Origin of the sequence: Citrobacter sp. Cb023 (genome assembly GCF_030336805.1) — a bacterium.
GTDB lineage: Bacteria > Pseudomonadota > Gammaproteobacteria > Enterobacterales > Enterobacteriaceae > Citrobacter > Citrobacter braakii.
Map to the genome: position 1 here is coordinate 306,454 of NZ_JAOWCV010000032.1, position 23,306 is coordinate 329,759.

The 23,306-nt window shown below is 53.1% G+C and carries 25 protein-coding genes; 12 read left to right on the forward strand and 13 right to left on the reverse strand.

Annotation, left to right across the window (positions count from 1 at the left end):
- The 6 genes from OGW44_RS07910 to OGW44_RS07935 form a co-directional block, all read right to left on the reverse strand.
- Entirely contained in the window at window positions 1-258 is a 258-nt protein-coding gene (locus OGW44_RS07910; RefSeq protein ID WP_016154854.1) for a phosphopantetheine-binding protein, read from the reverse strand.
- Window positions 239-1,072 (reverse strand): lysophospholipid acyltransferase family protein, encoded by an 834-nt coding sequence (locus OGW44_RS07915; RefSeq protein WP_085951091.1) that lies wholly within the window; start codon window positions 1,070-1,072, stop codon window positions 239-241. The genes OGW44_RS07910 and OGW44_RS07915 overlap by 20 nt, the downstream gene beginning before the upstream one ends.
- Complete coding sequence (locus OGW44_RS07920) at window positions 1,051-1,773, reverse strand: beta-ketoacyl synthase chain length factor (protein ID WP_019078117.1); 723 nt, start codon at window positions 1,771-1,773, stop codon at window positions 1,051-1,053. The genes OGW44_RS07915 and OGW44_RS07920 overlap by 22 nt, the downstream gene beginning before the upstream one ends.
- A gap of 40 nt (window positions 1,774-1,813) precedes the next feature.
- A complete protein-coding gene (locus tag OGW44_RS07925; protein ID WP_016157670.1) occupies window positions 1,814-2,875 on the reverse strand; it encodes a class I SAM-dependent methyltransferase in 1,062 nt (353 codons plus the stop codon).
- Window positions 2,876-2,943: 68 nt separating this feature from the next.
- Window positions 2,944-3,321, reverse strand: a complete 378-nt coding sequence (locus OGW44_RS07930; protein WP_029139728.1) for a hypothetical protein — start codon at window positions 3,319-3,321, stop codon at window positions 2,944-2,946.
- 470 nt (window positions 3,322-3,791) lie between these two features.
- The gene (locus OGW44_RS07935) at window positions 3,792-4,838 is read right to left on the reverse strand and encodes an AI-2E family transporter (RefSeq protein WP_016154849.1); all 1,047 of its coding nucleotides are present in this window, start codon (window positions 4,836-4,838) and stop codon (window positions 3,792-3,794) included.
- 133 nt (window positions 4,839-4,971) lie between these two features.
- On the opposite strand from OGW44_RS07935, the gene OGW44_RS07940 reads away from it, so the two are divergent.
- A complete protein-coding gene (locus tag OGW44_RS07940; RefSeq protein WP_185654933.1) occupies window positions 4,972-6,189 on the forward strand; it encodes an MFS transporter in 1,218 nt (405 codons plus the stop codon).
- 3 nt (window positions 6,190-6,192) lie between these two features.
- Here OGW44_RS07940 and OGW44_RS07945 read toward each other — a convergent pair whose 3' ends face one another.
- Window positions 6,193-6,750: a DcrB family lipoprotein gene (locus OGW44_RS07945; RefSeq protein ID WP_016154847.1), complete on the reverse strand. Its 558-nt coding sequence runs from the start codon at window positions 6,748-6,750 to the stop codon at window positions 6,193-6,195.
- 72 nt (window positions 6,751-6,822) lie between these two features.
- Window positions 6,823-7,488, reverse strand: a complete 666-nt coding sequence (locus OGW44_RS07950; RefSeq protein ID WP_003827549.1) for a 7-cyano-7-deazaguanine/7-aminomethyl-7-deazaguanine transporter — start codon at window positions 7,486-7,488, stop codon at window positions 6,823-6,825.
- 168 nt (window positions 7,489-7,656) lie between these two features.
- Between OGW44_RS07950 and tusA the strand changes: the two genes are divergently transcribed.
- A complete protein-coding gene (tusA, locus tag OGW44_RS07955) occupies window positions 7,657-7,902 on the forward strand; it encodes a sulfurtransferase TusA (RefSeq protein WP_003827551.1) in 246 nt (81 codons plus the stop codon).
- Between the two features lie 46 nt (window positions 7,903-7,948).
- Here tusA and zntA read toward each other — a convergent pair whose 3' ends face one another.
- Both zntA and OGW44_RS07965 read right to left on the reverse strand, forming a co-directional pair.
- The gene (gene zntA, locus OGW44_RS07960; protein WP_185654934.1) at window positions 7,949-10,147 is read right to left on the reverse strand and encodes a Zn(II)/Cd(II)/Pb(II) translocating P-type ATPase ZntA; all 2,199 of its coding nucleotides are present in this window, start codon (window positions 10,145-10,147) and stop codon (window positions 7,949-7,951) included.
- Between the two features lie 74 nt (window positions 10,148-10,221).
- Complete coding sequence (locus OGW44_RS07965; RefSeq protein ID WP_016154844.1) at window positions 10,222-10,848, reverse strand: lysoplasmalogenase; 627 nt, start codon at window positions 10,846-10,848, stop codon at window positions 10,222-10,224.
- A 141-nt stretch (window positions 10,849-10,989) separates the two neighbouring features.
- On the opposite strand from OGW44_RS07965, the gene OGW44_RS07970 reads away from it, so the two are divergent.
- Window positions 10,990-11,364: a DUF2500 domain-containing protein gene (locus OGW44_RS07970; RefSeq protein ID WP_016154843.1), complete on the forward strand. Its 375-nt coding sequence runs from the start codon at window positions 10,990-10,992 to the stop codon at window positions 11,362-11,364.
- Between the two features lie 84 nt (window positions 11,365-11,448).
- On the opposite strand, the gene OGW44_RS07975 is transcribed toward OGW44_RS07970, so the two are convergent.
- Both OGW44_RS07975 and rsmD read right to left on the reverse strand, forming a co-directional pair.
- Window positions 11,449-11,724 (reverse strand): DUF1145 family protein, encoded by a 276-nt coding sequence (locus OGW44_RS07975; RefSeq protein ID WP_016154842.1) that lies wholly within the window; start codon window positions 11,722-11,724, stop codon window positions 11,449-11,451.
- Entirely contained in the window at window positions 11,714-12,310 is a 597-nt protein-coding gene (rsmD, locus tag OGW44_RS07980) for a 16S rRNA (guanine(966)-N(2))-methyltransferase (protein WP_016157666.1), read from the reverse strand. The genes OGW44_RS07975 and rsmD overlap by 11 nt, the downstream gene beginning before the upstream one ends.
- A gap of 276 nt (window positions 12,311-12,586) precedes the next feature.
- Between rsmD and ftsY the strand changes: the two genes are divergently transcribed.
- The 5 genes from ftsY to livJ all read left to right on the forward strand — a co-directional run bounded on the left by ftsY (window position 12,587) and on the right by livJ (window position 18,307).
- On the forward strand, window positions 12,587-14,104 hold the full coding sequence (gene ftsY / locus OGW44_RS07985) for a signal recognition particle-docking protein FtsY (RefSeq protein WP_185654935.1): 1,518 nt from the start codon (window positions 12,587-12,589) through the stop codon (window positions 14,102-14,104).
- A gap of 2 nt (window positions 14,105-14,106) precedes the next feature.
- Entirely contained in the window at window positions 14,107-14,775 is a 669-nt protein-coding gene (gene ftsE, locus OGW44_RS07990; protein WP_003023420.1) for a cell division ATP-binding protein FtsE, read from the forward strand.
- Window positions 14,768-15,826, forward strand: coding sequence for a permease-like cell division protein FtsX (ftsX, locus tag OGW44_RS07995; protein WP_016154839.1), 1,059 nt, complete (start codon window positions 14,768-14,770; stop codon window positions 15,824-15,826). The genes ftsE and ftsX overlap by 8 nt, the downstream gene beginning before the upstream one ends.
- 255 nt (window positions 15,827-16,081) lie before the next feature.
- Complete coding sequence (gene rpoH, locus OGW44_RS08000) at window positions 16,082-16,936, forward strand: RNA polymerase sigma factor RpoH (RefSeq protein ID WP_005121585.1); 855 nt, start codon at window positions 16,082-16,084, stop codon at window positions 16,934-16,936.
- A gap of 267 nt (window positions 16,937-17,203) precedes the next feature.
- The gene (gene livJ / locus OGW44_RS08005) at window positions 17,204-18,307 is read left to right on the forward strand and encodes a branched chain amino acid ABC transporter substrate-binding protein LivJ (protein ID WP_029139730.1); all 1,104 of its coding nucleotides are present in this window, start codon (window positions 17,204-17,206) and stop codon (window positions 18,305-18,307) included.
- 38 nt (window positions 18,308-18,345) lie between these two features.
- On the opposite strand, the gene panM is transcribed toward livJ, so the two are convergent.
- Complete coding sequence (gene panM, locus OGW44_RS08010; RefSeq protein WP_016154837.1) at window positions 18,346-18,729, reverse strand: aspartate 1-decarboxylase autocleavage activator PanM; 384 nt, start codon at window positions 18,727-18,729, stop codon at window positions 18,346-18,348.
- Between the two features lie 424 nt (window positions 18,730-19,153).
- On the opposite strand from panM, the gene livK reads away from it, so the two are divergent.
- From livK to livG, 4 genes are all read left to right on the forward strand, one after another.
- Window positions 19,154-20,263 carry a high-affinity branched-chain amino acid ABC transporter substrate-binding protein LivK gene (livK, locus tag OGW44_RS08015; protein WP_047415930.1) on the forward strand — a complete coding sequence of 370 codons (1,110 nt, stop codon included), beginning with the start codon at window positions 19,154-19,156 and terminating at the stop codon, window positions 20,261-20,263.
- A 61-nt stretch (window positions 20,264-20,324) separates the two neighbouring features.
- Complete coding sequence (livH, locus tag OGW44_RS08020; protein WP_003023435.1) at window positions 20,325-21,251, forward strand: high-affinity branched-chain amino acid ABC transporter permease LivH; 927 nt, start codon at window positions 20,325-20,327, stop codon at window positions 21,249-21,251.
- Window positions 21,248-22,525: a branched chain amino acid ABC transporter permease LivM gene (gene livM, locus OGW44_RS08025; RefSeq protein ID WP_016157662.1), complete on the forward strand. Its 1,278-nt coding sequence runs from the start codon at window positions 21,248-21,250 to the stop codon at window positions 22,523-22,525. The genes livH and livM overlap by 4 nt, the downstream gene beginning before the upstream one ends.
- Window positions 22,522-23,289, forward strand: a complete 768-nt coding sequence (livG, locus tag OGW44_RS08030; RefSeq protein WP_003023438.1) for a high-affinity branched-chain amino acid ABC transporter ATP-binding protein LivG — start codon at window positions 22,522-22,524, stop codon at window positions 23,287-23,289. Before livM ends, livG begins: the two co-directional genes overlap by 4 nt.
- Window positions 23,290-23,306 lie beyond the last annotated feature (17 nt).

Sequence of the window (23,306 nt, forward strand, 5' to 3'; positions counted from 1 at the left end):
TCAGGCACGTTGCGCGTGAATGAAAGATGCCAGCGTGGCGACGGAGAAGAAGTGCTGACGCATTTCTTCGCTCTCCGCTGAGAGGACCACGCCATACTCGTTTTTCACCGCCAGACCCAGCTCCAGGGCATCGATTGAGTCCAGGCCTAAGCCATCGCCAAAGAGTGCCGCTTCGGTTTCAATATCGTCAGCTGTTAGTTCGTCGAGATTCAATGTCGTTATAATGAGATTTTTGATTTCAAGATAAAGCGCTTGCATCATTAATTCCTGAAAGAGGTAAAGTACCTGGTTGTAATTGAAGCAAAAGATGCCGGTTCAACTGCCTTGCGGCCAGCGCCGGTTCTTGTGAATTTGCGTCGTAAAATTGGTCGATCTTAACCCGCTCGTGTACTGAAATGGTAAACATGGGTTTTACCGATGGGACGTCGTACCATTGGCTTTCTTTGTTCAGCATTTGTTCGCTGCATTTAATGGTCACTATGCGTAAATCACTGCTGCAGCGCACGGCGATATTCGCCGCACCACGCTGTAACGTCATTTCCTCTCCGGGGCGTGTACGGGTTCCCTCGGGGAAAATTAAAATCGTATCGCCTTGTTCCAGACGTTGCTGGCACGCGGGCAATAGCGCGTCAGCCTGGCTGTTAATCAGATAATCTGCCGCCCGGACCACGCCGCTGAGGAACGGATTTTTTAGTAGTGCACTTTTCACCAGACAGTCGGTTTCGGGCATTACCGATGCCAGTAGCACGTAATCGATGAGCGTCGGGTGGTTGGCGACGACCAGGCATCCTTGTTCATTGCGTAAAATATCTCGTCCTTCAATTTGGTAGTCCAACACACCAAGCCGTTTCGCCACCGTTAAAAAGAGGCGAAAACTGGCGGCGATGCTGCGTCTGGCGATACGCCGACGTCGGGCTTTATCCCATATCGCGATCAGCAAGACGTTAAACCAGAACGTAGAAAGAAGGAGTCCGCCGAGGCCAAACAGGGCAAAGCAAAGACCGGTCATCACCAGTCGCCATACCCGGTTAAGTCGCAGGAGCATCGTGTTCATCCCTGACTCCACTGCCATTGTACGCGTTCGCCAGACAGGGTAAACGCCTTGGTATCTTGCAAGTAATGTTGTAAAAACAATAGGCTTTGCGGCAACGTTGTCTCACCCCGCCCGCAGTGCGGACGGGTTTCACATTGCCAGCTATCACCGGATTCAATGACCAGCGCGACGGCAAACGGCCATGTTGGCATGTCTGGTGGTAACTGTGGGTGATAAAACTCGGGCAGAAAACCGTCGAAATCGACCATCAATACGCGCTGATATCCCGCCTGCAACAGCCCGATGACTTCACATAGCCCTTGCTGGAACGTATCCCTGCCAGCAGAAAGCGAGGAGGAGGCAATCGGTTTTTTCGCAGCGATCGTCAGGTTACCCACAGCAGAGTTATGTACAGAGAGGGCAAAATCGGTTGGTGAGAGTGCCTGCCCAGTCGCCAGGGCGTGCAGGATCCTGTAGTTACGCTCCAGTTCACCATGGCGGCTTGTATACAAAACAGCATTGATATCATGGCGGCGTAGCATCGCCAGCCCACAATCGACGGCCAGTTTGCTGCCGGAACTGAGGCGGCGAGCCGTCATCATCGGTAACTCGTTGAGCTTAGCCAATGGCGCAGTGGGATCGATGGCGTGCGAAAGCCGTGACCATTCATGCCACTGTTCTGTTTCGCTTAACCCTGGCGCCCTGGCCTGCCAGTCTATAATGTTGAAAGCAAATTTCATCAACGCGTATCCGCGGTAAATCGGTTGTTCCGATTGTTTCTTATTTTTTCTTCTGACATATCAATAAAGTATGCCCAACACCTAAGTTGTCGTGGCGTTCATCTACCTGAAAACCTGCCAGATTCAGATAGTGATAAAACCTCTCTACGCTGTAGAAACGGCTGTTGCCATTCGCCATACAGGTAAAATAAAGCGAAGACGCATTCAGGCTAAATGAGGCCGCTTCAAATTTTTGGGCATCCCAAAACAGTTCCATAATGAACAGCTTCGCGCCCGGTTTCATCACCCGGGCAACGTTGCGCAGCATAGCGATAATTTGTTCCGGAGAAAAACAGTCCAGAAATTGACTCATCCACCAGATATCAGCGCCGGCAGGTAAAGGCGAGTCGCTAAGCATATCCACAGCATGGAAATTTATGCGATGAGATAATCCTGCATTTTCTATATTTTCGCGGGCAAGTGCAATTTGTTGCGGCAAATCTAATAGGGTGACAGTAATATTGTCATCATGTTGACAACAACGTAATGCCCATTTCCCGGTATTTCCGCCGACATCGTACAGGGTTGCAGGGGCGCTGGCGAATACATATGGCAATGCGGCATCAAATGCTCCATCTGAATAGTAATGATCGAAAGCAAACCAACTTTCACGCGCAGCCAGCGGTAATTGTGATAGTGCAGGATAGATTGTTGACCAGTCGCCAAAAGTTTTTAACCCTGCGGGTTTTCCTTCTTTCAGTGCATTTTCCAGATAGAACAGCCCCTGATAACAAACATCCTGGGTGAAGTCCATATTCACACGCGTCATCGTGTCATGTAAAAGAAAATGACCGACTTTAGCGAGGTAATAATATCCCTCTTTGTGGGTAATGATGCGCCCACTTAACCCCATATCCAACAGGATGCTGGCGGCATATTCGTTGATGGTGCTGTTTTCGGTAATCTCGTCGAGCGTGGCGCCGCGTTTACCTTGCTTGTCCAGCCAGGTGAGTACTCCAGCATTTCGCAGACACAACGCGGTTTGAAATAGCATAGGGGCAAAGGCGATACGTTGTGCTTCAGTAATGGCATCCAGTGCGCTAAGCGAATCCTGTTCGTACATGTGGGGACAACCTGTTAAATGGCAGATAGTAAGAGTATCGGGCCTTTTCGGCCCGACTTTAGGCGTAATTACAGATTGGCGCCGGCTGACAGATTAAGCTGGATGTCTTTATCCAGATTGCGTACCCAGCGGTTGTAGTTTTTGTGAATCTTTCCACCAGAAGCCTGCAGGTTGAGGCTGCTGTCATATTTGATGTCATAGCTGGTGGCGGTATAAGTGATACGGACTTCAGCCACATGATCGCGGGTTTGTTGGCGAGCTTTAATAATACCTGGTCCGGCTTCGGACATGACCCATTGGCGTTGAATACCGGCTTTCAGGATCGCGGTTTTAACCTGGTCCTGAGTATGTCCCGCGCTCACACTGGTGTGAACTTGATCAATCGGCGCAGTACGTGCACAACCCGCCAGTGCACCGACAACGGCAATGGCTGCAAACCACTTAATATACTGTTTCATTAAAACTCCCTCTCAAAGTACCGTTTATACATGTTAACTTATAAGCTCCGGAATCATGATGCACCCTTTATCACCTGCAATTTTATTTAAACTAAATTAGCGTTTTATTTCACTCTGTTGATAGCGAGGCAATGAGATGACCGGATGATAATATTCTATGACTTTCTTCAACAGAAACTTTTCAGCATCATCATCGGCGAGAAGTATAGATTTTTAGAGAAAACGTATCAAATAAAATAACCTTTAAATCTAAGTGGATAGTTTAAGTTAAATGCTTTGGAGGTGTTCGTTATTTTTATGTGTTTTGGCAAAGAATAATGCATGTGGATTATATGTTTCCTTTATAAAAGAATGAATTCCTTTTCACTCTTTATTTAAGATAAGCCACTGTATATAGCTGTGTTGACGTCATTTTAACGTCAATATGGAAATATAATAACTACCTCGGTTGGTAGTTTTCAGGGTAGCCGACTTTTGGGCCTGCCGGGTCCCAGCAAAATTGCCAGTTTGCTACCGCCAGTGGTGGTTTCCATCCAGATTTTACACACGCTGGTTAACGGCACGGAGAGCAGCATACCTACCGGACCAAGCAGCCATCCCCACACCAACAGAGAGAGAAAGACGATTAGCGTCGATAATCCCAGCCGGTGCCCCATCATGCGGGGCTCGAGGATGTTGCCAATTACCATATGCACCACCAGAAACAGCGCCCCAACCAGCACGCATTCGTAAACGCCGTTGAACAGCAGCGCCTGGATCATGGGTGGAACGGCGGAAATGACCGAGCCAATGTTGGGCACGTAGTTTAGCAGGAATGCCAGCACACCCCACATCAGAGCAAACTGAATACCCATTAGCGCCAGTCCGAGCCAGACGATGGCACCGGTCCATAAGCTGAGCAACGTTTTCAGCGCCAGATAGTGAGAAACACCTTTCAGCGCCCGATGCAGCCCCGCAATATGGATTTGTGGGTTGTTCAGCGCAAAGCGCAGCTTATAGGGGACATGACGCACCTCAAACAACATAAAGACCACCGTCATCACCAGCAGAACGACGCTGGCCATGGCACCGGAAAGACTTGTCATCAGCGTAGTTGTGAAGGTCATCAGCTTGTCGGAATCCATACGTTGCAGCATGCGCTCCGGGGACATATGCAGATTCAGAAAAGGCACCATCTCTTGCAGATACAGAACCTTGCGCGTCAGCTCCTTGTTGTATTTTGGCAGCATGGCCATGAATTCAGTGATGGACGATGCCAGAACGCCGATTAACGCCGTAAGAACGATCAGCATCACCACCACGACTAACGTTATCGCGACCGGCCGACGTACACCCCGGCGAATAAACCAGGTGACCAGCGGATTCAATACAATGGCAAAAAAAAGGGCCAGCAGAAGCTGTACGATGATATCCGCCGCGGCATGAATACCCGCGAGGATCACCACCAGAGCGGCCAGTTTGAGCAGAATGTGCAAACCCGTTTTATCGGGCTGGGCGGTTGTCATGTCGTCTTCCTGTTTGCGTTTTTGCATTAAGTGTAGCGGCTGGCTTGCGACTGATATTCCTAAACTGACTACTGATTTCTGCCCGGCAACATGGTAGAAATGAAACACTGTTGTGAAAACGTGGTGATCCTCCATGCCCGAACCCGTCGCTGAACCGACGCTTAGCGGTTTACGCCTTAATCTGCGTATTGTCTCTGTGGTGATGTTTAACTTCGCCAGCTACCTGACCATTGGTCTGCCGCTCGCTGTATTGCCAGGCTATGTTCATGATGTGATGGGATTTAGCGCTTTTTGGGCAGGGCTGGTCATCAGCCTGCAATATTTCGCTACGCTGCTGAGCCGTCCACATGCCGGTCGCTATGCCGACCTGCTGGGGCCAAAGAAGATTGTGGTATTCGGACTGTGTGGCTGTTTTTTAAGTGGTCTGGGCTACTTCCTGGCGGGCTTCACGAATGGCTGGCCGCTGGCCAGCCTGCTGCTGTTATGCCTGGGGCGCGTGATTCTAGGGATCGGGCAAAGCTTTGCCGGGACTGGCTCTACGCTGTGGGGGGTTGGGGTCGTTGGTTCAATGCATATCGGACGGGTGATTTCGTGGAACGGCATCGTGACCTATGGCGCGATGGCGATAGGCGCTCCGCTGGGCGTTCTGTTTTATGCCTGGGGTGGCTTACAGGGACTGGCGCTGACCGTGATGGGCGTGGCGCTGTTGGCAATACTGCTGGCGCTCCCTCGTCCGGCGGTGAAGGCCAGCAAAGGCAAACCATTGCCGTTTCGCGCGGTGCTTGGGCGTGTCTGGTTGTACGGCATGGCGCTGGCCCTGGCCTCAGCCGGATTTGGCGTGATCGCTACTTTCATTACCCTGTTTTATGATGCCAAAGGCTGGGACGGTGCCGCTTTCGCGCTGACGCTTTTTAGCTGCACGTTTGTGGGGACACGACTGTTATTCCCAAATGGTATCAACCGTTTAGGTGGACTAAATGTGGCGATGATCTGCTTTAGCGTCGAGATTGTTGGGTTGCTGCTGGTCGGGATGGCTTCCATGCCGTGGATGGCGAAAAGCGGCGTCCTGCTGGCCGGTGCAGGGTTCTCGTTGGTGTTCCCGGCGCTGGGCGTGGTGGCGGTAAAAGCCGTCCCGCAGCAAAATCAGGGCGCTGCGCTGGCGACGTATACGGTGTTTATGGATTTATCACTGGGAGTTACGGGGCCGCTGGCTGGGCTGGTCATGACCTGGGCGGGCGTGCCGGTTATCTATCTGGCGGCGGCAGGGCTGGTGGCGGTGGCGTTATTGCTGACCTGGCAATTAAAAAAATGGCCTCAGGTGGTGTCACCGGAGGCCGAGTCATCGTCTTAACCGTTACTGGATAACCAGCGTGTTAATGATGTTTTCTGCGGTAGTCTGCGCTTTTTGCTGATCGTCAGCAGGCAGCGTGATTTGCAGAGTCAGCAGTTGGTTATCGACTTTACCCAACACCACGGAAGAGTAAGCGGTCTGGCCTTTGGCCGAGATGATGCTGTCTAACTGCTGCAGAGTGTGGCCTTTCAGCTCAATAGATTTATTGGTGACGACCTGCAACTGCGGGTCGCGGCTACGCTGCTGATCTTCCAGGCGTTTTGCCAGCACAGCCAGGTCTTCGTTGGTATTGTCGCCAACAATCACAATCACCGCTTTCTGGCCGGTTGCGTCAGAATAAACGTGCATATTGTTCGCCTGGGTGCCCAGTTTGCCGCTCTGATCGGTCATATCCGCTGGCAGGGAAAAACTGAGTTTACCGTCCAACAGGCTGACCGGTTGTCCGGTGGCGCTACTTTCTGCGGCAGCACCCTCTGCTGGCGCTTTTGTATCGCTATTATCACAGGCCGCAAGCCCCATAACCAGCAGGCCAATACCGACATATTTAACCAGATTGCGCATTGACTTCTTCCTTTCGATAAACGGCCATAACGGCTCATTCGTCCATCTTATCACAACTCGGAAAATGAACCTTTAACTCGTCTGCAATGCAGAGATTTCGGATTTATCTGCCAGCCTTTTCAGTAACATATTCAGCAGCACGCCGTACATCGGCAGGAAGAAAATAATGCTGATCAGCACTTTGAAGCAGTAGTCGACCAGCGCGATTTCCATCCAGTGCTCGGCCATAAAGGCATCCGGGCTGCGCCAGAAAGCGATAAAGAAGAAGGCTAACGTATCGCTGATGTTGCCAAACAGCGTGGAAGCCGTTGGCGCCAGCCACCAGCGACGGTTCTGACGCAGGCGGTTAAAGACATGCACATCCAGAATTTGACCCAGCGCGTAAGCCATAAAGCTGGCGGCGGCGATACGGGCGACAAACAAATTAAAGTGCAGCAGTGCGCCGAATCCCTGCCACGATCCCATATAGAACAGTGATGAAACGACATAGGAGATCAGCAGCGCGGGGATCATTACCGCAAAGATGATACGTCGTGCCAACGGTGCGCCAAAAATACGCACGGTCAGATCGGTCGCGAGGAAAATAAACGGAAAGCTGAAAGCGCCCCATGTGGTATGGAAACCAAAAATGGAGATCGGTAGCTGCACCAGATAGTTGCTGGAGGTGATCACCAGCAGATGAAATAGCGATAGCCAAAACAACGCTTTTACGCGTTGAGTTTGTGTAAACGGAGTCATATTGTGACCTTTTTGTTGGATGGGGTGAGGGAACCCAATAAAAAACCGTCGCATGATACTGCTTTAAGAGCACATTGCAATGGTTGTTTTTCACGCAATCGTTAACCTGATTGGCTTACGCCACAACAGAGCGTAAAATAACGCCGTTTTTGAATGAACGAGACTACGATGAGCGATCTGTTTACCTCTCCCGACCATACTCTTGATGCCCAGGGGCTGCGCTGCCCGGAACCCGTAATGATGGTGCGTAAAACCGTGCGTGGCATGCAGGCGGGTGAAACGCTGCTGATTGTCGCCGACGATCCGGCGACAACCCGTGACATTCCTGGCTTCTGTACCTTTATGGAGCATGAGCTGGTAGCAAAAGAGACCGACTCTCTGCCGTACCGCTATCTGGTGCGCAAAGGCCAGTAATCTTAGCCGGATGGCGCTAATGCAACAGCCGTCCGGCACAGACGCATTATCCTTTACGTAGTAACCGCAGCGCGTTAGCGGTCACCAGTACCGTCGCCCCCGTATCTGCCAGCACCGCCAGCCACAGTCCGGTTATCCCGAGCAGCGTGGTGACGAGGAAAATCCCCTTCAGGCCTAGCGCAATCGCAATGTTCTGACGAATATTGGCGTGGGTGGCGCGGGCTAACTGAATCATTTGCACCAGACCACGCAGGCGGTTGTGGGTCAGGGCGGCATCGGCGGTTTCCAGGGCGACATCGGTCCCGCTTCCCATCGCAATGCCAATGGTGGCTGCTTTCATTGCCGGAGCATCGTTGATGCCGTCGCCGACCATCGCCAGCGGCGACTGTTGGTTAAGATGGGTAACGGCCTGTACTTTATCTTCCGGTAATAGACCCGCTTTGAATTCGAGACCCAATTCACTGGCAATAGCTGCCGCCGCTCGCGGGTTATCGCCCGTCAGAATCACCCCTTTCACACCAATCTGATTAAGCTCGCTGATGGCGCTACGGGCGTCGTCGCGCAGCGTGTCCTGTAAGGCCAGCACGCCAAGAACGGCATCGTTACGCAGCACCAGCACCACCGTTTGACCCGCGCTTTCCAGCTCGCTTATCTGCCCGGCAAAAGCATCGGCAGGCTGCTTACCGGCGGCGCAAATCAGCACGCGTTCGCCGTTGACCAGTGCTTCAATGCCAGAGCCAACCAGCGCCCGTTGATCTTTTGCGACAGGGATCGTCAGTTCGCGCGTTTGGGCTTCCCGAACAATCGCCTGCGCCAGCGGATGCGTCGCGCCTTGCTCTACTGCTGCCGCCAGCGCCAGCAGTTCTGCCTCGCCAATACCGCTTGCCGGGTGAATCGCCGTGACGCGCGGTTTACCGATGGTCAGGGTGCCGGTTTTATCAAACGCGACCTGCGTTACCCTACCCAACTGCTCCAGCGCGGCCCCGCCTTTGATTAACGCGCCACGACGTGCCGCGGCGGCAAGGCCAGAGGTAATGGCGGCGGGTGTGGAAATCACCAGCGCACATGGGCAGCCAATCAGCAGCAGCGTCAGCCCTTTATAAATCCACTCCTGCCAGGATGCGGCAAACAGCAGCGGTGGTACAAGGGTGACCAACAACGCAACCGCCATAATGGCTGGGGTGTAAATCCGGCTGAAACGGTCAATAAAACGCTCAATGGGGGCGCGGCGTTCTTCCGCTTCTTCAATCAATTTCAGAATACGGTCAATGGCGCTGGCACCCGGTTCGGAGAGTACTTCCAGCGTTACCAGACGGTCCACGCTGGTGGCGCCCGCCGGGACTTTCTCGCCGGTGGCGCGCTCAACCGGTATCGATTCGCCGGTCAGGGCGCTTTCATCAAAGCTGGCAAATCCGGAGACCAGCTTGCCATCGGCAGGTAAACGCCCTCCCGCGGCAACCTCGATAACATCGCCTGGCTGGAGAGTATTGATAGCAACCTCTTCGCGCTCGCCGTTACGCAGGCGCGTGGCGGTTTCCGGCTTGAGCGCCATCAGTGCGCTGACCCCTTTACGGGCGCGGCTGGCGGCCCATCCTTCCAGGCGTTCGCCAATTAAAAACAGCAGTAGCACCATGGCGGCTTCTGCCGTCGCGCCGATAAACAGTGCGCCAATGGCGGCCACGCTCATCAACGTTTCAATGGCAAAGTAGCTGCCGGTTTTCATCAGACGCAGGGCCTGACGGGCAATGGGATACAGACCTACCAGCGTGGTGGCGATAAATGCTATCTGGCCAAAGGGGTGATTGAACTGCTCCAGCCCCCAGCTAATCGCCATCATGATAATCAGCGAAATCAGCGGCAGGTTCTCTTTAAACCGCGACTCGGGGGCGACGTCTGACGCGTGCTCATCGCGCAGGGTATAGCCTGCCTTTTGCACTGCGCTTTCAACTTGCAGGCGGATATCGGAACCCGCGTCGACTACCAGTTTTTCGGTGGCGAACAGAACCTGGACCTGGTTGACGCCGTTGACCTGGCGGACCGCATTCTCCACTTTTCGGGCGCAGGCTGCACAGTCCATGCCTGCCACTTTCCAGGAGTAGCGGGTACCCATTACGGTACCGGATACGGGTGGTGGGGTGGAGCAACTTCCTTCGCAGCAGCAGTCGTCAGCCTTTTGTGGCGCAGGCGCTAGCTTGAAAGAAGAAAATTGTGGGGCTTTTTTGCCACTGGAATCGGGTGTCGACATGGCATCCTCCGGTTGATAATCATTTCATATTAACCGGAGGATACACTCTGGAGTCGACTCCAGAGTCAAGCGTTTTAAAGATACAACGAACGAACAATCAGGAAATGTCCGGCGAAGTAGCAGGCGGCAGCAATTGCGTTATCGGCGCGGAAGCGGCGACGGTAATGGCTACCCAGCCAGACAATGTTGCCGATGAACAGGAGTGATGCGCCCATAAAGGCCGACAGCGCCGGAGCGGTCGGGCGGAAGAACCACAGCTCACCAGCCATCCAGACCATCATCAGCGTGATACCAATAAAGGTACAGATAGCGATGCGTAGCTCTTCCAGTCGCGTCCAGATCACGGCAATCAGCAACGCCCCCAGCACCACCAGCACCAACGGCAAAGGCCAGAAGAACGACAGCGTCATTTGGCTGGCGAAGTAAATGGTATACAGCAGATGCGACAGGAAGAATGCCCCCACGGCATACAAAAGGCGTTGGCGCGGTAACAGCGTCAGCGCATCGCCCAGCAGCGAGGCAAGCAGGCCAGCCAGCACCAGATAGCTGACAGCATTAAACATTGGCGCCTGCCAGGCCAGCAGCGCCAGCAGGAGTAAGGTTAGGGGTTTAAAGACCCAGCGTTGCCAGGCGGGCCCACGATAAGAAGCATCCACGAACAACCATGCGGAAAGGCAGACAGCGATAAACGACCAAAGCATCTTAGTTCCTTGAATTCGTTATTTTTTCGTAAGCGGGGTGCTCACGGCTCTACTGTTCAGTGTAGAGGTCGACACTGCCAGATGACAACACCATAACAGGCAATGTATGCTTATTTCCGCATTTTCTGATGGGTTAATAATATGAGCAAACCACCACTTTTTTTCATTGTTATCATTGTTTTAATCGTTGTTGCTGCGTCGTTTCGCTTCGTTCAGCAGCGGCGTGAAAAAGCCGATAATGATACTGCGCCGTTAGTGCAAAAGCAGGTGGTGGTGAGTAACAAACGGGAAAAACCGCTTAACGATCGGCGATCCCGCCAGCAGGAAGTGAGCCCGGCGGGGACCAGCATGCGCTATGAAGTCAGTTTTAAGCCACAAAGTGGCGGCTTCGAGCAGACGTTTCGTCTGGATGCCCAGCAGTACCATGCGTTAACGGTCGGGGATAAGGGAACGCTGAGTTACAAAGGTTCGCGTTTTGTTGATTTTACAGTGAACGCTAAGGTTTCATCTGACTGATGCCGGATTGCGGCTTACGCTTTGTCCGGCCTGGAGATTTTGTCGCCCCGACCTGCTAAGCGCCGCCGGGCGAAAAGATCACAGTTACTTCTTCAACTGATCTTTAATCTTCTTCTGCCAAACCAGTAACTCAAAGACGCCGAACAGAAAAATACGGATTTTCTCTCCGCGGGTCATCTGCGGGCCATCTTTAGGCATGGTGCTTTTTAACAGCGCCAGTTGCATGCCATGCATCAGCACCATAAAAATCAGTGCGACGTTAACGAAGATGTTAAGCGGGCGTGGAAAGGGTTGGAAAATATTGAGTAGTAAAAATGCCCAGACGCACAACATCAGCAGGCGTCCCAGGTTAATCAGCATCGTGTTCTCCTCGTGCTTCACGTTGGTAAAGGCGATAGGCGACCTGTCCGGCGACTTTTTCGCGGTACAGCGACCAGTTCACCGGAACCGGCGGCAAACCGTTTTCTACTTCGCTTTCAACGTAAATATACGCTTCATTTGCCAGCCAGCCATGAGTTTCCAGAAGAGTTAATGTTTCTTCCAGTAATCCTTTGCGAAACGGCGGGTCAACAAACACCACGTTATGCGGCGTACCCGTCTGGGCCAAAAATGTCAGGGTATTGGTGTTGACGACCCGGGCATGGGGGGCTTTCAGCGTGGCGAGATTGTTTTGTAGCTGCTGTGATACCGCGCGATCCATTTCCAGAAGCGTCGCATTTGCCGCATAGCGAGAGAGGGCTTCCAGCCCCAGCGCGCCGCTGCCGGCGAAGCAGTCCAGGCAGTGAGCATCGACCATTACCGGGGCCAGCCAGTTAAATAAGGTTTCGCGTACGCGGTCGGTGGTTGGGCGCAGACCGGGACTATCCGGAACCGGGAGTTTACGGCCACGCCATTGGCCGCCAATAATGCGGATCTGGCCGCTACCAGAGTGATTCGGTTTTTTCATTTCAATTATTGCTCAATCCGCTGCTGACGTGTCATTCCAGGCGGTGATGTGAGTTAAGTTAACCCGTCGCCTTTCAAGTTACCTCTTCGTTGGCTGCACTTACTCACCCGAATCACTTACTAAAAGTAAGCTCATCGGGATTCGTGCGCTTGCCGCCTTGACGTAACTCGAAATTCATTGGGTATAAGTGATAGACTATTTCATCATTTTTTTAGCTGCTATGTACATAGCGTTGACGCTGTGCCATGAAGCAACAGCGGGGGAGTGTAGTCGCAAATGGCGAAAGAGAAAAAACGTGGCTTTTTTTCCTGGCTGGGCTTTGGTCAAAAAGAGCAGGCACCGGAAAACGAGACAGAATTAAAAAACGAAGAACAACAACCGGTTGCTGAAGAAACTACCGTCGTTGACGAACAGCCGCACGCCGAGGAAACCCGTAGTGAGGCGGAAACGGAAGCTTTTGCAGCTGAAGTTGTTGAAGTGACTGAACAGGTTGCGGAAATCGAAAAACTGCAGCCGGAAGCAGAACCTGTTGCCGAACAACCGCAGCCGGAGATTGAGCGGGTTGCTGAACCTGCAGCTGAACCCGTTGTGGAAACGCCAGCGGCGACGGTTATCGAACGCGAAGAATTGCCGCTGCCGGAAGAGGTGAAAACCGAAGAGGTTTCTGCCGAAGAGTGGCAGGCCGAAACGGAAACCGTGGAAATCGTTGAGGCGGTTGAAGAAGAAGCCGAAAACGAACCGCACCTGACTGATGAAGAGCTGGAAGCGCAGGCGCTGGCTGCTGAAGAAGCCGGGATGGTGGTGCCGGTAGAAGAACCTGCCGTAGAAGCACCGACAGAAGAAGAGGGAGTCCAGGAGCAGGAAAAACCAACGAAAGAAGGTTTCTTTGCGCGTCTGAAACGCAGCCTCCTGAAAACAAAAGAAAACCTTGGTTCCGGATTTATCAGTCTGTTCCGTGGTAAAAAGATCGACGATGATCTGTTTGAAGAGCTGGAAGAGCAACTGCTGATCGCCGACGTGGGCGTAGAAACGACCCGCAAGATTATTGCGAATCTGACGGAAGGTGCCAGCCGTAAGCAGCTCAAAGACGCGGAAGCGCTGTACGGCCTGCTGAAAGAAGAGATGGGCGAGATTCTGGCGAAGGTGGAAGAACCGCTGAATGTTGATGGCAAGACGCCGTTTGTTATCTTAATGGTTGGCGTCAACGGCGTGGGTAAAACCACCACTATCGGAAAGCTGGCGCGTCAGTTTGAGCAGCAGGGTAAATCGGTGATGCTGGCGGCGGGCGATACCTTCCGTGCGGCGGCGGTAGAGCAGCTGCAGGTCTGGGGTCAGCGTAACAACATCCCGGTGATTGCTCAGCATACCGGCGCGGATTCCGCGTCCGTCATCTTTGATGCCATCCAGGCAGCGAAGGCGCGTAATGTAGATGTGCTGATCGCTGATACCGCAGGGCGTTTGCAGAACAAATCGCACCTGATGGAAGAATTGAAAAAAATCGTTCGCGTCATGAAGAAGCTCGACGAAGATGCGCCGCATGAAGTTATGCTGACTATCGACGCCAGCACCGGGCAGAATGCGATAAGCCAGGCCAAACTGTTCCATGAAGCCGTGGGCTTAACCGGTATCACCCTGACTAAGCTGGACGGTACAGCGAAGGGCGGGGTCATCTTCTCGGTTGCCGATCAGTTTGGCATCCCTATCCGTTATATCGGTGTGGGCGAACGTATCGAGGATTTACGTCCGTTTAAAGCGGACGATTTTATAGAGGCACTTTTTGCCCGAGAGGATTAACAATGATTCGCTTTGAACATGTCAGCAAGGCCTATCTCGGTGGGAGACAAGCGCTGCAGGGAGTTACCTTCCATATGCAGCCTGGCGAGATGGCATTTCTGACCGGCCACTCTGGCGCGGGGAAAAGTACCCTGCTGAAGCTGATTTGTGGAATTGAACGGCCCAGCGCCGGGAAAATCTACTTCAGCGGGCATGACATCAGCCGTTTGAAAAACCGTGAAGTGCCGTTTCTGCGTCGTCAGATTGGCATGATTTTTCAGGATCACCACCTGTTGATGGACAGAACCGTGTTTGACAACGTGGCAATCCCGCTGATCATCGCGGGCGCCAGCGGGGACGATATTCGTCGTCGCGTGTCAGCGGCGCTGGATAAGGTCGGACTGTTGGACAAAGCGAAAAACTTCCCTATTCAGCTCTCCGGCGGTGAACAACAGCGCGTGGGCATCGCCCGTGCGGTGGTGAATAAACCGGCGGTATTGCTGGCGGATGAACCAACAGGGAACCTGGATGACGCGTTGTCGGAAGGGATCCTTCGCCTGTTTGAAGAGTTTAACCGCGTCGGGGTCACGGTATTAATGGCCACGCACGATATTGGCCTGATCTCCCGTCGCTCCTATCGCCAAATGGTTCTGAGCGATGGACATCTGCATGGAGGCCTGGCCCATGAATAGACGTGACGCTATTAATCAAATCAAACAGTTCGGTGGCCGACTGGATCGCTTCCGTAAATCGGGCGGCGCGCCGGGAGATGGCGGTCGTAACGCGCCAAAGCGGGCGAAAGCCGCGCCAAAGCCGAACTCGCGTAAAACCAATGTCTTTAACGAGCAGGTACGCTACGCGTTCCAGGGCGCGTTACAGGACCTGAAAAGCAAGCCGCTGGCGACGTTCCTGACGGTGATGGTTATTGCCATCTCCCTGACGCTGCCAAGCGTATGCTACATGGTTTATAAGAACGTCGACCATGCGGCAAGCCAGTATTATCCTTCTCCGCAGATCACCGTTTACCTGCAAAAAACGCTGGATGATGATGCAGCGGCGCGGGTGGTTGGTCAGTTGCAGGCCGAGCAGGGCGTGGAGAAAGTGAATTATCTTTCCCGCGATGACGCGCTGGGCGAATTCCGTAACTGGTCCGGCTTTGGCGGCGCGCTGGATATGCTGGAAGAGAACCCGCTACCGGCCGTGGCGGTAGTTATCCCGAAACTGGACTTCCAGGGCACGGAGTCGCTGAACACGCTGCGCGACCGTATCGCACAAATCAACGGTATTGATGAAGTGCGCATGGATGACAGCTGGTTTGCCCGTCTGGCGGCGCTGACGGGCCTTGTCGGACGCGTCTCCGCGATGATTGGCGTGCTGATGGTAGCGGCGGTCTTCCTCGTCATCGGTAACAGTGTGCGGCTGAGTATTTTTGCGCGTCGCGATACCATTAACGTGCAGAAACTGATTGGCGCGACGGATGGGTTTATCCTGCGTCCGTTCCTCTACGGCGGTGCGCTGCTCGGTTTTTCCGGCGCATTTCTTTCACTAATTTTGTCAGAAATTTTGGTGATGCGCCTGTCGTCAGCGGTTACTGAGGTGGCGCAGGTTTTTGGAACTAAGTTTGATATCAACGGCTTATCATTCGACGAATGCCTGTTATTACTGCTGGTGTGCTCGATGATTGGCTGGGTGGCAGCCTGGCTTGCCACGGTTCAACATTTACGCCACTTTACCCCCGATTAAAAAATCTCTGGTATAATCTTTCCCTGCACTGAGTAGTTCGCTCTGCAGGGAAAGAGTCCCTGTTATCTCTTCCCGGCGTATTCATTGTGATGTCACATTTTGTGCGTAATCTATACACATTACGACATGGAACTTGTGGATAAAATCACTGTCTGATAAAAGATTGAATGATATTCTCGTTGCTCATAAGCTCTGGCATGGTTGTTGCTAATGGTTTTAGCCAACGCGTCAGATGAAAAGATTGAGAGGATTTGAATGACCAAAGAAATGCAAAATTTAGCTTTAGCCCCTGTTGGTAACCTGGAATCTTACATCCGGGCTGCGAACGCGTGGCCGATGTTGTCGGCTGACGAGGAGCGGCTACTTGCTGAAAAGCTGCATTACCAGGGCGATCTGGAAGCAGCTAAAACGCTGATCCTGTCTCACCTGCGCTTTGTTGTTCATGTTGCTCGTAATTATGCGGGCTATGGCCTGCCGCAGGCGGATCTGATTCAGGAAGGTAATATCGGCCTGATGAAAGCCGTGCGCCGTTTCAACCCGGAAGTGGGTGTGCGCCTGGTTTCTTTCGCCGTGCACTGGATCAAAGCTGAGATCCACGAATACGTTCTGCGTAACTGGCGTATCGTAAAAGTCGCGACCACCAAAGCGCAGCGTAAGCTGTTCTTTAACCTGCGTAAAACCAAGCAGCGTCTGGGCTGGTTCAATCAGGACGAAGTTGAAATGGTTGCTCGTGAGCTGGGTGTTTCCAGCAAAGACGTGCGCGAAATGGAATCCCGTATGGCGGCGCAGGACATGACGTTTGACATGTCTTCAGACGACGAGTCTGACAGCCAGCCGATGGCGCCGGTTCTGTATCTGCAGGATAAATCATCTAACTTTGCCGACGGCATTGAAGAAGATAACTGGGAAGATCAGGCCGCGAACAAACTGACCCACGCAATGGAGGGTCTGGACGAGCGTAGCCAGGACATCATTCGCGCCCGTTGGCTGGACGAAGACAACAAGTCGACGTTGCAAGAACTGGCCGATCGCTACGGCGTCTCTGCTGAACGTGTTCGTCAGCTTGAAAAGAACGCCATGAAAAAACTGCGTGCGGCGATCGAAGCGTAATCTTCCGCCGACCTGGAAATGCTGATAAACCCTGGATGAAAATCCGGGGTTTTTTGTTTTTATCTCTCCCTCTCCTCTGACGTTTATGCTATTTGTCATCAGGTTGTTATCTGCATGTCAAATTTAGCTATTCCAAAATAATAAAAATCGGGTATGTTTTAGCAGAGTATGCTGCTAAAGCACGGATGGCTATCCAATAATCGAAATAAAGTGCTGAACAACAACATCACAACACACGTAATAACCACAATAATGGGGATTGTCAGGATGAATATGAAGGGTAAAGCGTTATTGGCAGGATGTATCGCCCTGTCTTTGAGCAATATGGCGTTTGCTAAGGATATTAAAGTTGCCGTCGTCGGGGCGATGTCTGGCCCGGTAGCACAATATGGCGATCAGGAATTTACCGGCGCAGAGCAGGCAATTGCGGATATCAACGCCAAGGGCGGCGTGAAAGGTGACAAACTGGTCATGGTGAAATATGACGATGCCTGTGACCCGAAACAAGCGGTAGCGGTTGCGAACAAAGTGGTCAACGACGGGATTAAATACGTAATCGGTCACCTTTGCTCTTCTTCCACTCAGCCTGCGTCAGACATCTATGAAGACGAAGGTATTCTGATGATCACTCCAGCGGCAACGGCGCCGGAGCTGACCGCGCGCGGCTATAGCCTGGTAATGCGTACCACTGGTCTGGATTCCGATCAGGGCCCAACGGCCGCCAAATATATCGTTGAAAAAGTGAAGCCGCAGCGCATCGCGATTATTCATGATAAGCAGCAGTACGGTGAAGGCCTGGCCCGCGCGGTGCAGGATGGCCTGAAAAAGGGTAACGCCAACGTGGTGTTCTTTGACGGGATCACCGCCGGGGAAAAAGATTTTTCTACGCTGGTAGCGCGTTTGAAGAAAGAGAATATCGATTTCGTTTACTACGGCGGTTACCACCCGGAAATGGGGCAAATCCTGCGCCAGGCACGCGCCGCGGGTCTGAAAACCCAGTTTATGGGGCCAGAAGGTGTAGCGAACGTGTCGCTGTCTAACATCGCCGGTGAATCTGCAGAAGGTTTACTGGTAACGAAACCGAAGAACTACGACCAGGTTCCGGCGAACAAACCCATCGTAGATGCTATCAAAGCCAAGAAACAGGATCCGAGCGGCGCATTCGTATGGACCACCTACGCCGCGCTGCAATCTTTGCAGGCCGGTCTGAACCAGTCTGACGATCCGGCTGAAATTGCCAAGTATCTGAAAGCAAACTCGGTGGAAACCGTGATGGGGCCGCTGTCATGGGATGCGAAGGGCGACCTGAAAGGCTTCGAATTCGGCGTGTTTGACTGGCATGCTAACGGGACGGCGACCGACGCCAAGTGATCGAGTGCCGGGTAAGCGTTAACGCCACCCGGCTTTTTTTAGCGCTTTTCCCAGCCATTCTCCTGGGCCGTAAATCCTAACACCTGCATAAATGCGGCCATCACGCTGCGGTCTTCAACGCCGACGTCGGCCATCCACCACGAACTCACGTCAGGGTTTTCCCGGATCACTTCTTCGATCAAATACTGCCCGACGCCGCGACGGCGGGTGATATCGCGCACGCGCAATGAATCCAGTGCGCCTTGTGTGCCGCTCAGGGTTACCCGCACGGCACCTAACAGACGCTCGTTAAAGCGTGCGGCGTAGATCCGGTGCGTTTCATCTACGCTTAATGATGAGGCGGAATATTCCGGCCAGATTTTGCCCAGATCAATCAGGTCCTGGTCGCTAAAGTTATCTAAACGAACGATGGTCAGCTTCATTAACAGCATGTCCAAATCACAAAAGATGGAATCAGTGTACCGAAATAATTCGCCCGGATGCTTTCTCTTTTTAATGCGATTAACCAGGTTAATAGTTTTGTAACAACGACAATGACAGATTGAAACAGTAGAGATTGAAAAACAGGCAGGATAATACCCTGGAATGCAGCATTTTATTCCGCTCTTTGTGCCGTTATTTTATGCTGACAAATGCACTTTTTTTTGTTTATCTATAGTGAAAAGCAGAATATTATCTTTTCTTAATCGACTGAAAAATAGAGATTTTAGCCGTAATTTGCTTAAAAAACTGCGCTAAACCATTAACGAGACTGGTAAAAATAGTACAGTTCAAAAAAAGCACAGTCTGCTTTTTAACCACATAAATACAAAATATATACATCATCACGAATGGGGATTCAGGAAAATGAAACGGAATGCGAAAACAATCATCGCAGGGGTGATAGCACTGGCAATGTCACACGCGGTCATGGCGGAGGATATCAAGGTCGCTGTTGTCGGGGCGATGTCAGGTCCGGTCGCGCAGTGGGGTGATATGGAATTTAATGGCGCACGTCAGGCCATTAAAGATATCAATGCCAAAGGCGGGGTCAAAGGCGACAAACTGGTTGCCGTCGAATATGACGACGCCTGCGATCCGAAACAGGCCGTTGCGGTAGCGAACAAAATCGTCAATGACGGCATTCAGTACGTTATTGGTCATCTGTGCTCATCTTCCACGCAGCCCGCATCAGATATTTATGAAGACGAAGGCATCCTGATGATTTCCCCGGGCGCGACCAACCCGGAACTTACCCAGCGCGGTTACGCACACATTATGCGTACAGCGGGCCTGGACTCCTCTCAGGGGCCGACCGCCGCGAAATACATTCTGGAGAAGGTGAAGCCGCAACGCATCGCCATCATTCACGATAAACAGCAATACGGTGAAGGCCTGGCGCGTTCAGTGCAGGAGAGCCTGAAAGCGGGCAAAGCCAATATCGTCTTCTTTGACGGGATCACTGCCGGGGAAAAAGATTTTTCTGCGCTGATCGCCCGCCTGAAAAAAGAAAATATCGATTTTGTTTATTACGGCGGCTACTACCCGGAAATGGGACAAATGCTGCGGCAGGCTCGCTCCGTCGGGCTGAATACCCAGTTTATGGGACCTGAGGGCGTGGGCAATGCGTCGCTGTCTAATATTGCCGGTGATGCCGCTGAAGGCATGCTGGTGACCATGCCAAAACGCTATGACCAGGATCCGGCGAATAAAGCTATCGTCGATGCGCTCAAAGCTGACAAGAAAGATCCAACCGGACCGTACGTGTGGATCACTTATGCAGCCGTCCAGTCATTGGCGACAGCAATGGATCGCAGCGGTAGCAAAGAGCCGTTGGATCTGGTGAAAGATCTGAAAGCACACGGGGCTGACACCGTGATTGGGCCGCTGAAATGGGACGAAAAAGGCGATTTGAAGGGATTTGAGTTTGGTGTCTTCCAGTGGCACGCGGACGGATCATCGACCGTCGCGAAGTAATAGCTGAAGACGAGTTATCCCACCGCCCGTGCAAAACGGGCGGGTTAAGAAAGGTTACCTTATGTCCGAGCAGTTCCTCTATTTCTTGCAGCAGATGTTTAACGGCGTCACGCTGGGAAGCACCTACGCGCTGATCGCTATCGGTTACACGATGGTGTACGGCATTATCGGCATGATCAACTTCGCCCATGGCGAGGTGTATATGATCGGCAGCTATGTCTCCTTTATGATCATCGCTGCGCTAATGATGATGGGTATTGATTCCAGCTGGCTACTGGTCGCGGCGGGCTTTGTCGGCGCGATTGTGATTGCCAGCGCCTACGGCTGGAGCATTGAACGCGTAGCGTATCGGCCCGTGCGCAGCTCTAAGCGCCTGATCGCGCTGATTTCCGCTATCGGGATGTCCATCTTCCTGCAAAACTATGTCAGCCTGACGGAAGGTTCGCGCGATGTGGCGCTGCCCAGCCTGTTTAACGGCCAGTGGACCGTCGGCAGTAGCGAAAACTTCTCTGCTTCCATCACCACCATGCAGTTGGTTATCTGGATTGTAACCTTCCTGGCGATGCTGGCGCTGACGCTGTTTATCCGTTACTCCCGTATGGGCCGTGCCTGCCGTGCCTGCGCGGAAGACCTGAAAATGGCCAGCTTGCTCGGCATAAATACCGATCGCGTGATTGCGCTGACCTTTGTGATTGGCGCGGCAATGGCGGCGGTAGCGGGCGTACTGCTCGGCCAGTTCTACGGCGTAATTAACCCCTATATCGGCTTTATGGCCGGGATGAAAGCCTTTACCGCGGCGGTACTGGGCGGCATCGGCAGCATTCCTGGGGCGATGATCGGCGGTCTGATTCTGGGTGTCGCGGAAGCGCTCTCCTCTGCTTATCTGAGTACCGAATATAAAGACGTGGTTTCATTCGCGCTGCTGATTCTGGTGCTGCTGGTGATGCCGACCGGTATTCTGGGTCGCCCGGAGGTAGAGAAAGTATGAAACCGATGCATTTTGCAATGGCGCTGCTCTCTGCCGCTATGTTCTTCATCCTGGCGGGCGTCTTTATGGGCGTCCAGTTGGAGCTTGACGGCACCAAACTGGTGGTGGATAGCGCCGCGGATATCCGCTGGCAGTGGGTGTTTATCGGCACTGGCGTGGTCTTTCTCTTCCAACTGTTGCGTCCAGCTTTCCAGAAGGGCCTGAAGAGCGTCTCTGGACCGAAGTTTATTCTGCCGGCGATTGATGGCTCCACCGTTAAACAGAAGCTGTTCCTGGTCGCGCTGCTGGTGATTGCGGTGGCGTGGCCGTTTATGGTGTCGCGCGGTACGGTTGATATTGCCACGTTGACGATGATTTATATCATCCTCGGCCTCGGCTTAAACGTGGTGGTGGGGCTTTCCGGTCTGCTGGTGCTGGGCTACGGCGGCTTCTATGCCATCGGTGCTTACACCTTCGCGCTGCTGAACCACTATTACGGACTCGGCTTCTGGACCTGTCTGCCGCTGGCGGGGCTGGTTTCCGCTGCTGCGGGCTTTATGCTCGGCTTCCCGGTACTGCGCCTGCGCGGTGACTATCTGGCGATTGTGACTTTAGGCTTCGGCGAAATCGTCCGTATCCTGCTGCTCAACAACACCGAAGTGACCGGTGGGCCGAACGGTATCAGCCAGATCCCCAAACCGACCTTTTTCGGTCTGGAGTTCAGCCGTACTGCCCGTGAAGGTGGCTGGGATACCTTCAGCAACTTCTTTAACGTGAAGTACGATCCCTCTGACCGCGTGATTTTCCTCTATCTGGTGGCGCTGCTGCTGGTGGTCTTCTCGCTGTTTGTCATCAACCGTCTGCTGCGTATGCCGTTGGGTCGTGCGTGGGAAGCGCTGCGCGAAGATGAAATAGCCTGTCGCTCGTTGGGCTTAAACCCTACGCGCATCAAGCTGACCGCCTTTACCATCAGCGCCGCGTTCGCCGGTTTTGCCGGTACGTTGTTTGCCGCGCGTCAGGGTTTTGTCAGCCCGGAATCCTTCACCTTTGCCGAGTCGGCCTTTGTGCTGGCGATTGTGGTACTGGGCGGGATGGGCTCACAGTTTGCAGTGATCCTCGCGGCCATCCTGCTGGTGGTGTCACGCGAGCTGATGCGTGATTTCAATGAATACAGCATGTTAATGCTGGGTGGTTTAATGGTACTGATGATGATCTGGCGTCCGCAGGGCTTGTTGCCGATGACCCGTCCGCAGTTGAAGCTGAAAAACGGGGAAGCAAAAGGAGAGCAGGCATGAGTCAGCCATTATTATCCGTCAACGGCCTGATGATGCGCTTCGGCGGTCTGCTGGCGGTAAACAACGTTGAACTGGAGCTGAGACCACAGGAGATCGTCTCGTTAATCGGGCCAAACGGTGCGGGAAAAACCACGGTCTTTAACTGCCTGACCGGTTTTTATAAGCCGACGGGTGGGACGATTAAGCTGCGCGACCAGCATCTGGAAGGACTGCCGGGTCAGCAAATCGCGCGGATGGGTGTGGTGCGTACTTTCCAGCATGTGCGTCTGTTTCGCGAAATGACGGTGATTGAAAACCTGCTGGTGGCGCAACATCAGCAGCTGAAAACCGGCGTCTTCTCCGGCCTGTTGAAAACCCCGTCGTTCCGTCGCGCGCAGAGTGAAGCGTTGGATCGCGCTGCCACCTGGCTGGAGCGTATTGGTTTGCTGGAGCACGCCAACCGTCAGGCCAGTAACCTGGCCTACGGCGACCAGCGCCGTCTGGAGATTGCACGTTGCATGGTGACCCAGCCGGAAATCCTGATGCTCGACGAACCCGCCGCAGGCCTCAACCCGAAAGAGACCAAAGAGCTGGACGAGCTGATTGCTGAACTGCGTAACCATCACAACACCACCATTTTGTTGATTGAGCACGACATGAAGCTGGTGATGGGTATTTCCGACCGTATTTACGTGGTGAATCAGGGCACGCCGCTGGCGAACGGGACGCCGGAACAGATTCGTAACAACCCGGACGTGATCCGCGCCTATTTAGGTGAAGCATAATGGTGGTGACGCATAAT

Coding starts and splice junctions, on each gene's coding strand:
- OGW44_RS07910 (WP_016154854.1), bottom strand. CDS start 258: ATGCAAGCGCTTTATCTTGAAATCAAAAATCTCATTATAACGACATTG.
- OGW44_RS07915 (WP_085951091.1), bottom strand. CDS start 1,072: ATGGCAGTGGAGTCAGGGATGAACACGATGCTCCTGCGACTTAACCGG.
- OGW44_RS07920 (WP_019078117.1), bottom strand. CDS start 1,773: ATGAAATTTGCTTTCAACATTATAGACTGGCAGGCCAGGGCGCCAGGG.
- OGW44_RS07925 (WP_016157670.1), bottom strand. CDS start 2,875: ATGTACGAACAGGATTCGCTTAGCGCACTGGATGCCATTACTGAAGCA.
- OGW44_RS07935 (WP_016154849.1), bottom strand. CDS start 4,838: ATGACAACCGCCCAGCCCGATAAAACGGGTTTGCACATTCTGCTCAAA.
- OGW44_RS07940 (WP_185654933.1), top strand. CDS start 4,972: ATGCCCGAACCCGTCGCTGAACCGACGCTTAGCGGTTTACGCCTTAAT.
- OGW44_RS07945 (WP_016154847.1), bottom strand. CDS start 6,750: ATGCGCAATCTGGTTAAATATGTCGGTATTGGCCTGCTGGTTATGGGG.
- OGW44_RS07950 (WP_003827549.1), bottom strand. CDS start 7,488: ATGACTCCGTTTACACAAACTCAACGCGTAAAAGCGTTGTTTTGGCTA.
- tusA (WP_003827551.1), top strand. CDS start 7,657: ATGAGCGATCTGTTTACCTCTCCCGACCATACTCTTGATGCCCAGGGG.
- zntA (WP_185654934.1), bottom strand. CDS start 10,147: ATGTCGACACCCGATTCCAGTGGCAAAAAAGCCCCACAATTTTCTTCT.
- OGW44_RS07965 (WP_016154844.1), bottom strand. CDS start 10,848: ATGCTTTGGTCGTTTATCGCTGTCTGCCTTTCCGCATGGTTGTTCGTG.
- OGW44_RS07970 (WP_016154843.1), top strand. CDS start 10,990: ATGAGCAAACCACCACTTTTTTTCATTGTTATCATTGTTTTAATCGTT.
- OGW44_RS07975 (WP_016154842.1), bottom strand. CDS start 11,724: ATGCTGATTAACCTGGGACGCCTGCTGATGTTGTGCGTCTGGGCATTT.
- rsmD (WP_016157666.1), bottom strand. CDS start 12,310: ATGAAAAAACCGAATCACTCTGGTAGCGGCCAGATCCGCATTATTGGC.
- ftsY (WP_185654935.1), top strand. CDS start 12,587: ATGGCGAAAGAGAAAAAACGTGGCTTTTTTTCCTGGCTGGGCTTTGGT.
- ftsE (WP_003023420.1), top strand. CDS start 14,107: ATGATTCGCTTTGAACATGTCAGCAAGGCCTATCTCGGTGGGAGACAA.
- ftsX (WP_016154839.1), top strand. CDS start 14,768: ATGAATAGACGTGACGCTATTAATCAAATCAAACAGTTCGGTGGCCGA.
- rpoH (WP_005121585.1), top strand. CDS start 16,082: ATGACCAAAGAAATGCAAAATTTAGCTTTAGCCCCTGTTGGTAACCTG.
- livJ (WP_029139730.1), top strand. CDS start 17,204: ATGAATATGAAGGGTAAAGCGTTATTGGCAGGATGTATCGCCCTGTCT.
- panM (WP_016154837.1), bottom strand. CDS start 18,729: ATGAAGCTGACCATCGTTCGTTTAGATAACTTTAGCGACCAGGACCTG.
- livK (WP_047415930.1), top strand. CDS start 19,154: ATGAAACGGAATGCGAAAACAATCATCGCAGGGGTGATAGCACTGGCA.
- livH (WP_003023435.1), top strand. CDS start 20,325: ATGTCCGAGCAGTTCCTCTATTTCTTGCAGCAGATGTTTAACGGCGTC.
- livM (WP_016157662.1), top strand. CDS start 21,248: ATGAAACCGATGCATTTTGCAATGGCGCTGCTCTCTGCCGCTATGTTC.
- livG (WP_003023438.1), top strand. CDS start 22,522: ATGAGTCAGCCATTATTATCCGTCAACGGCCTGATGATGCGCTTCGGC.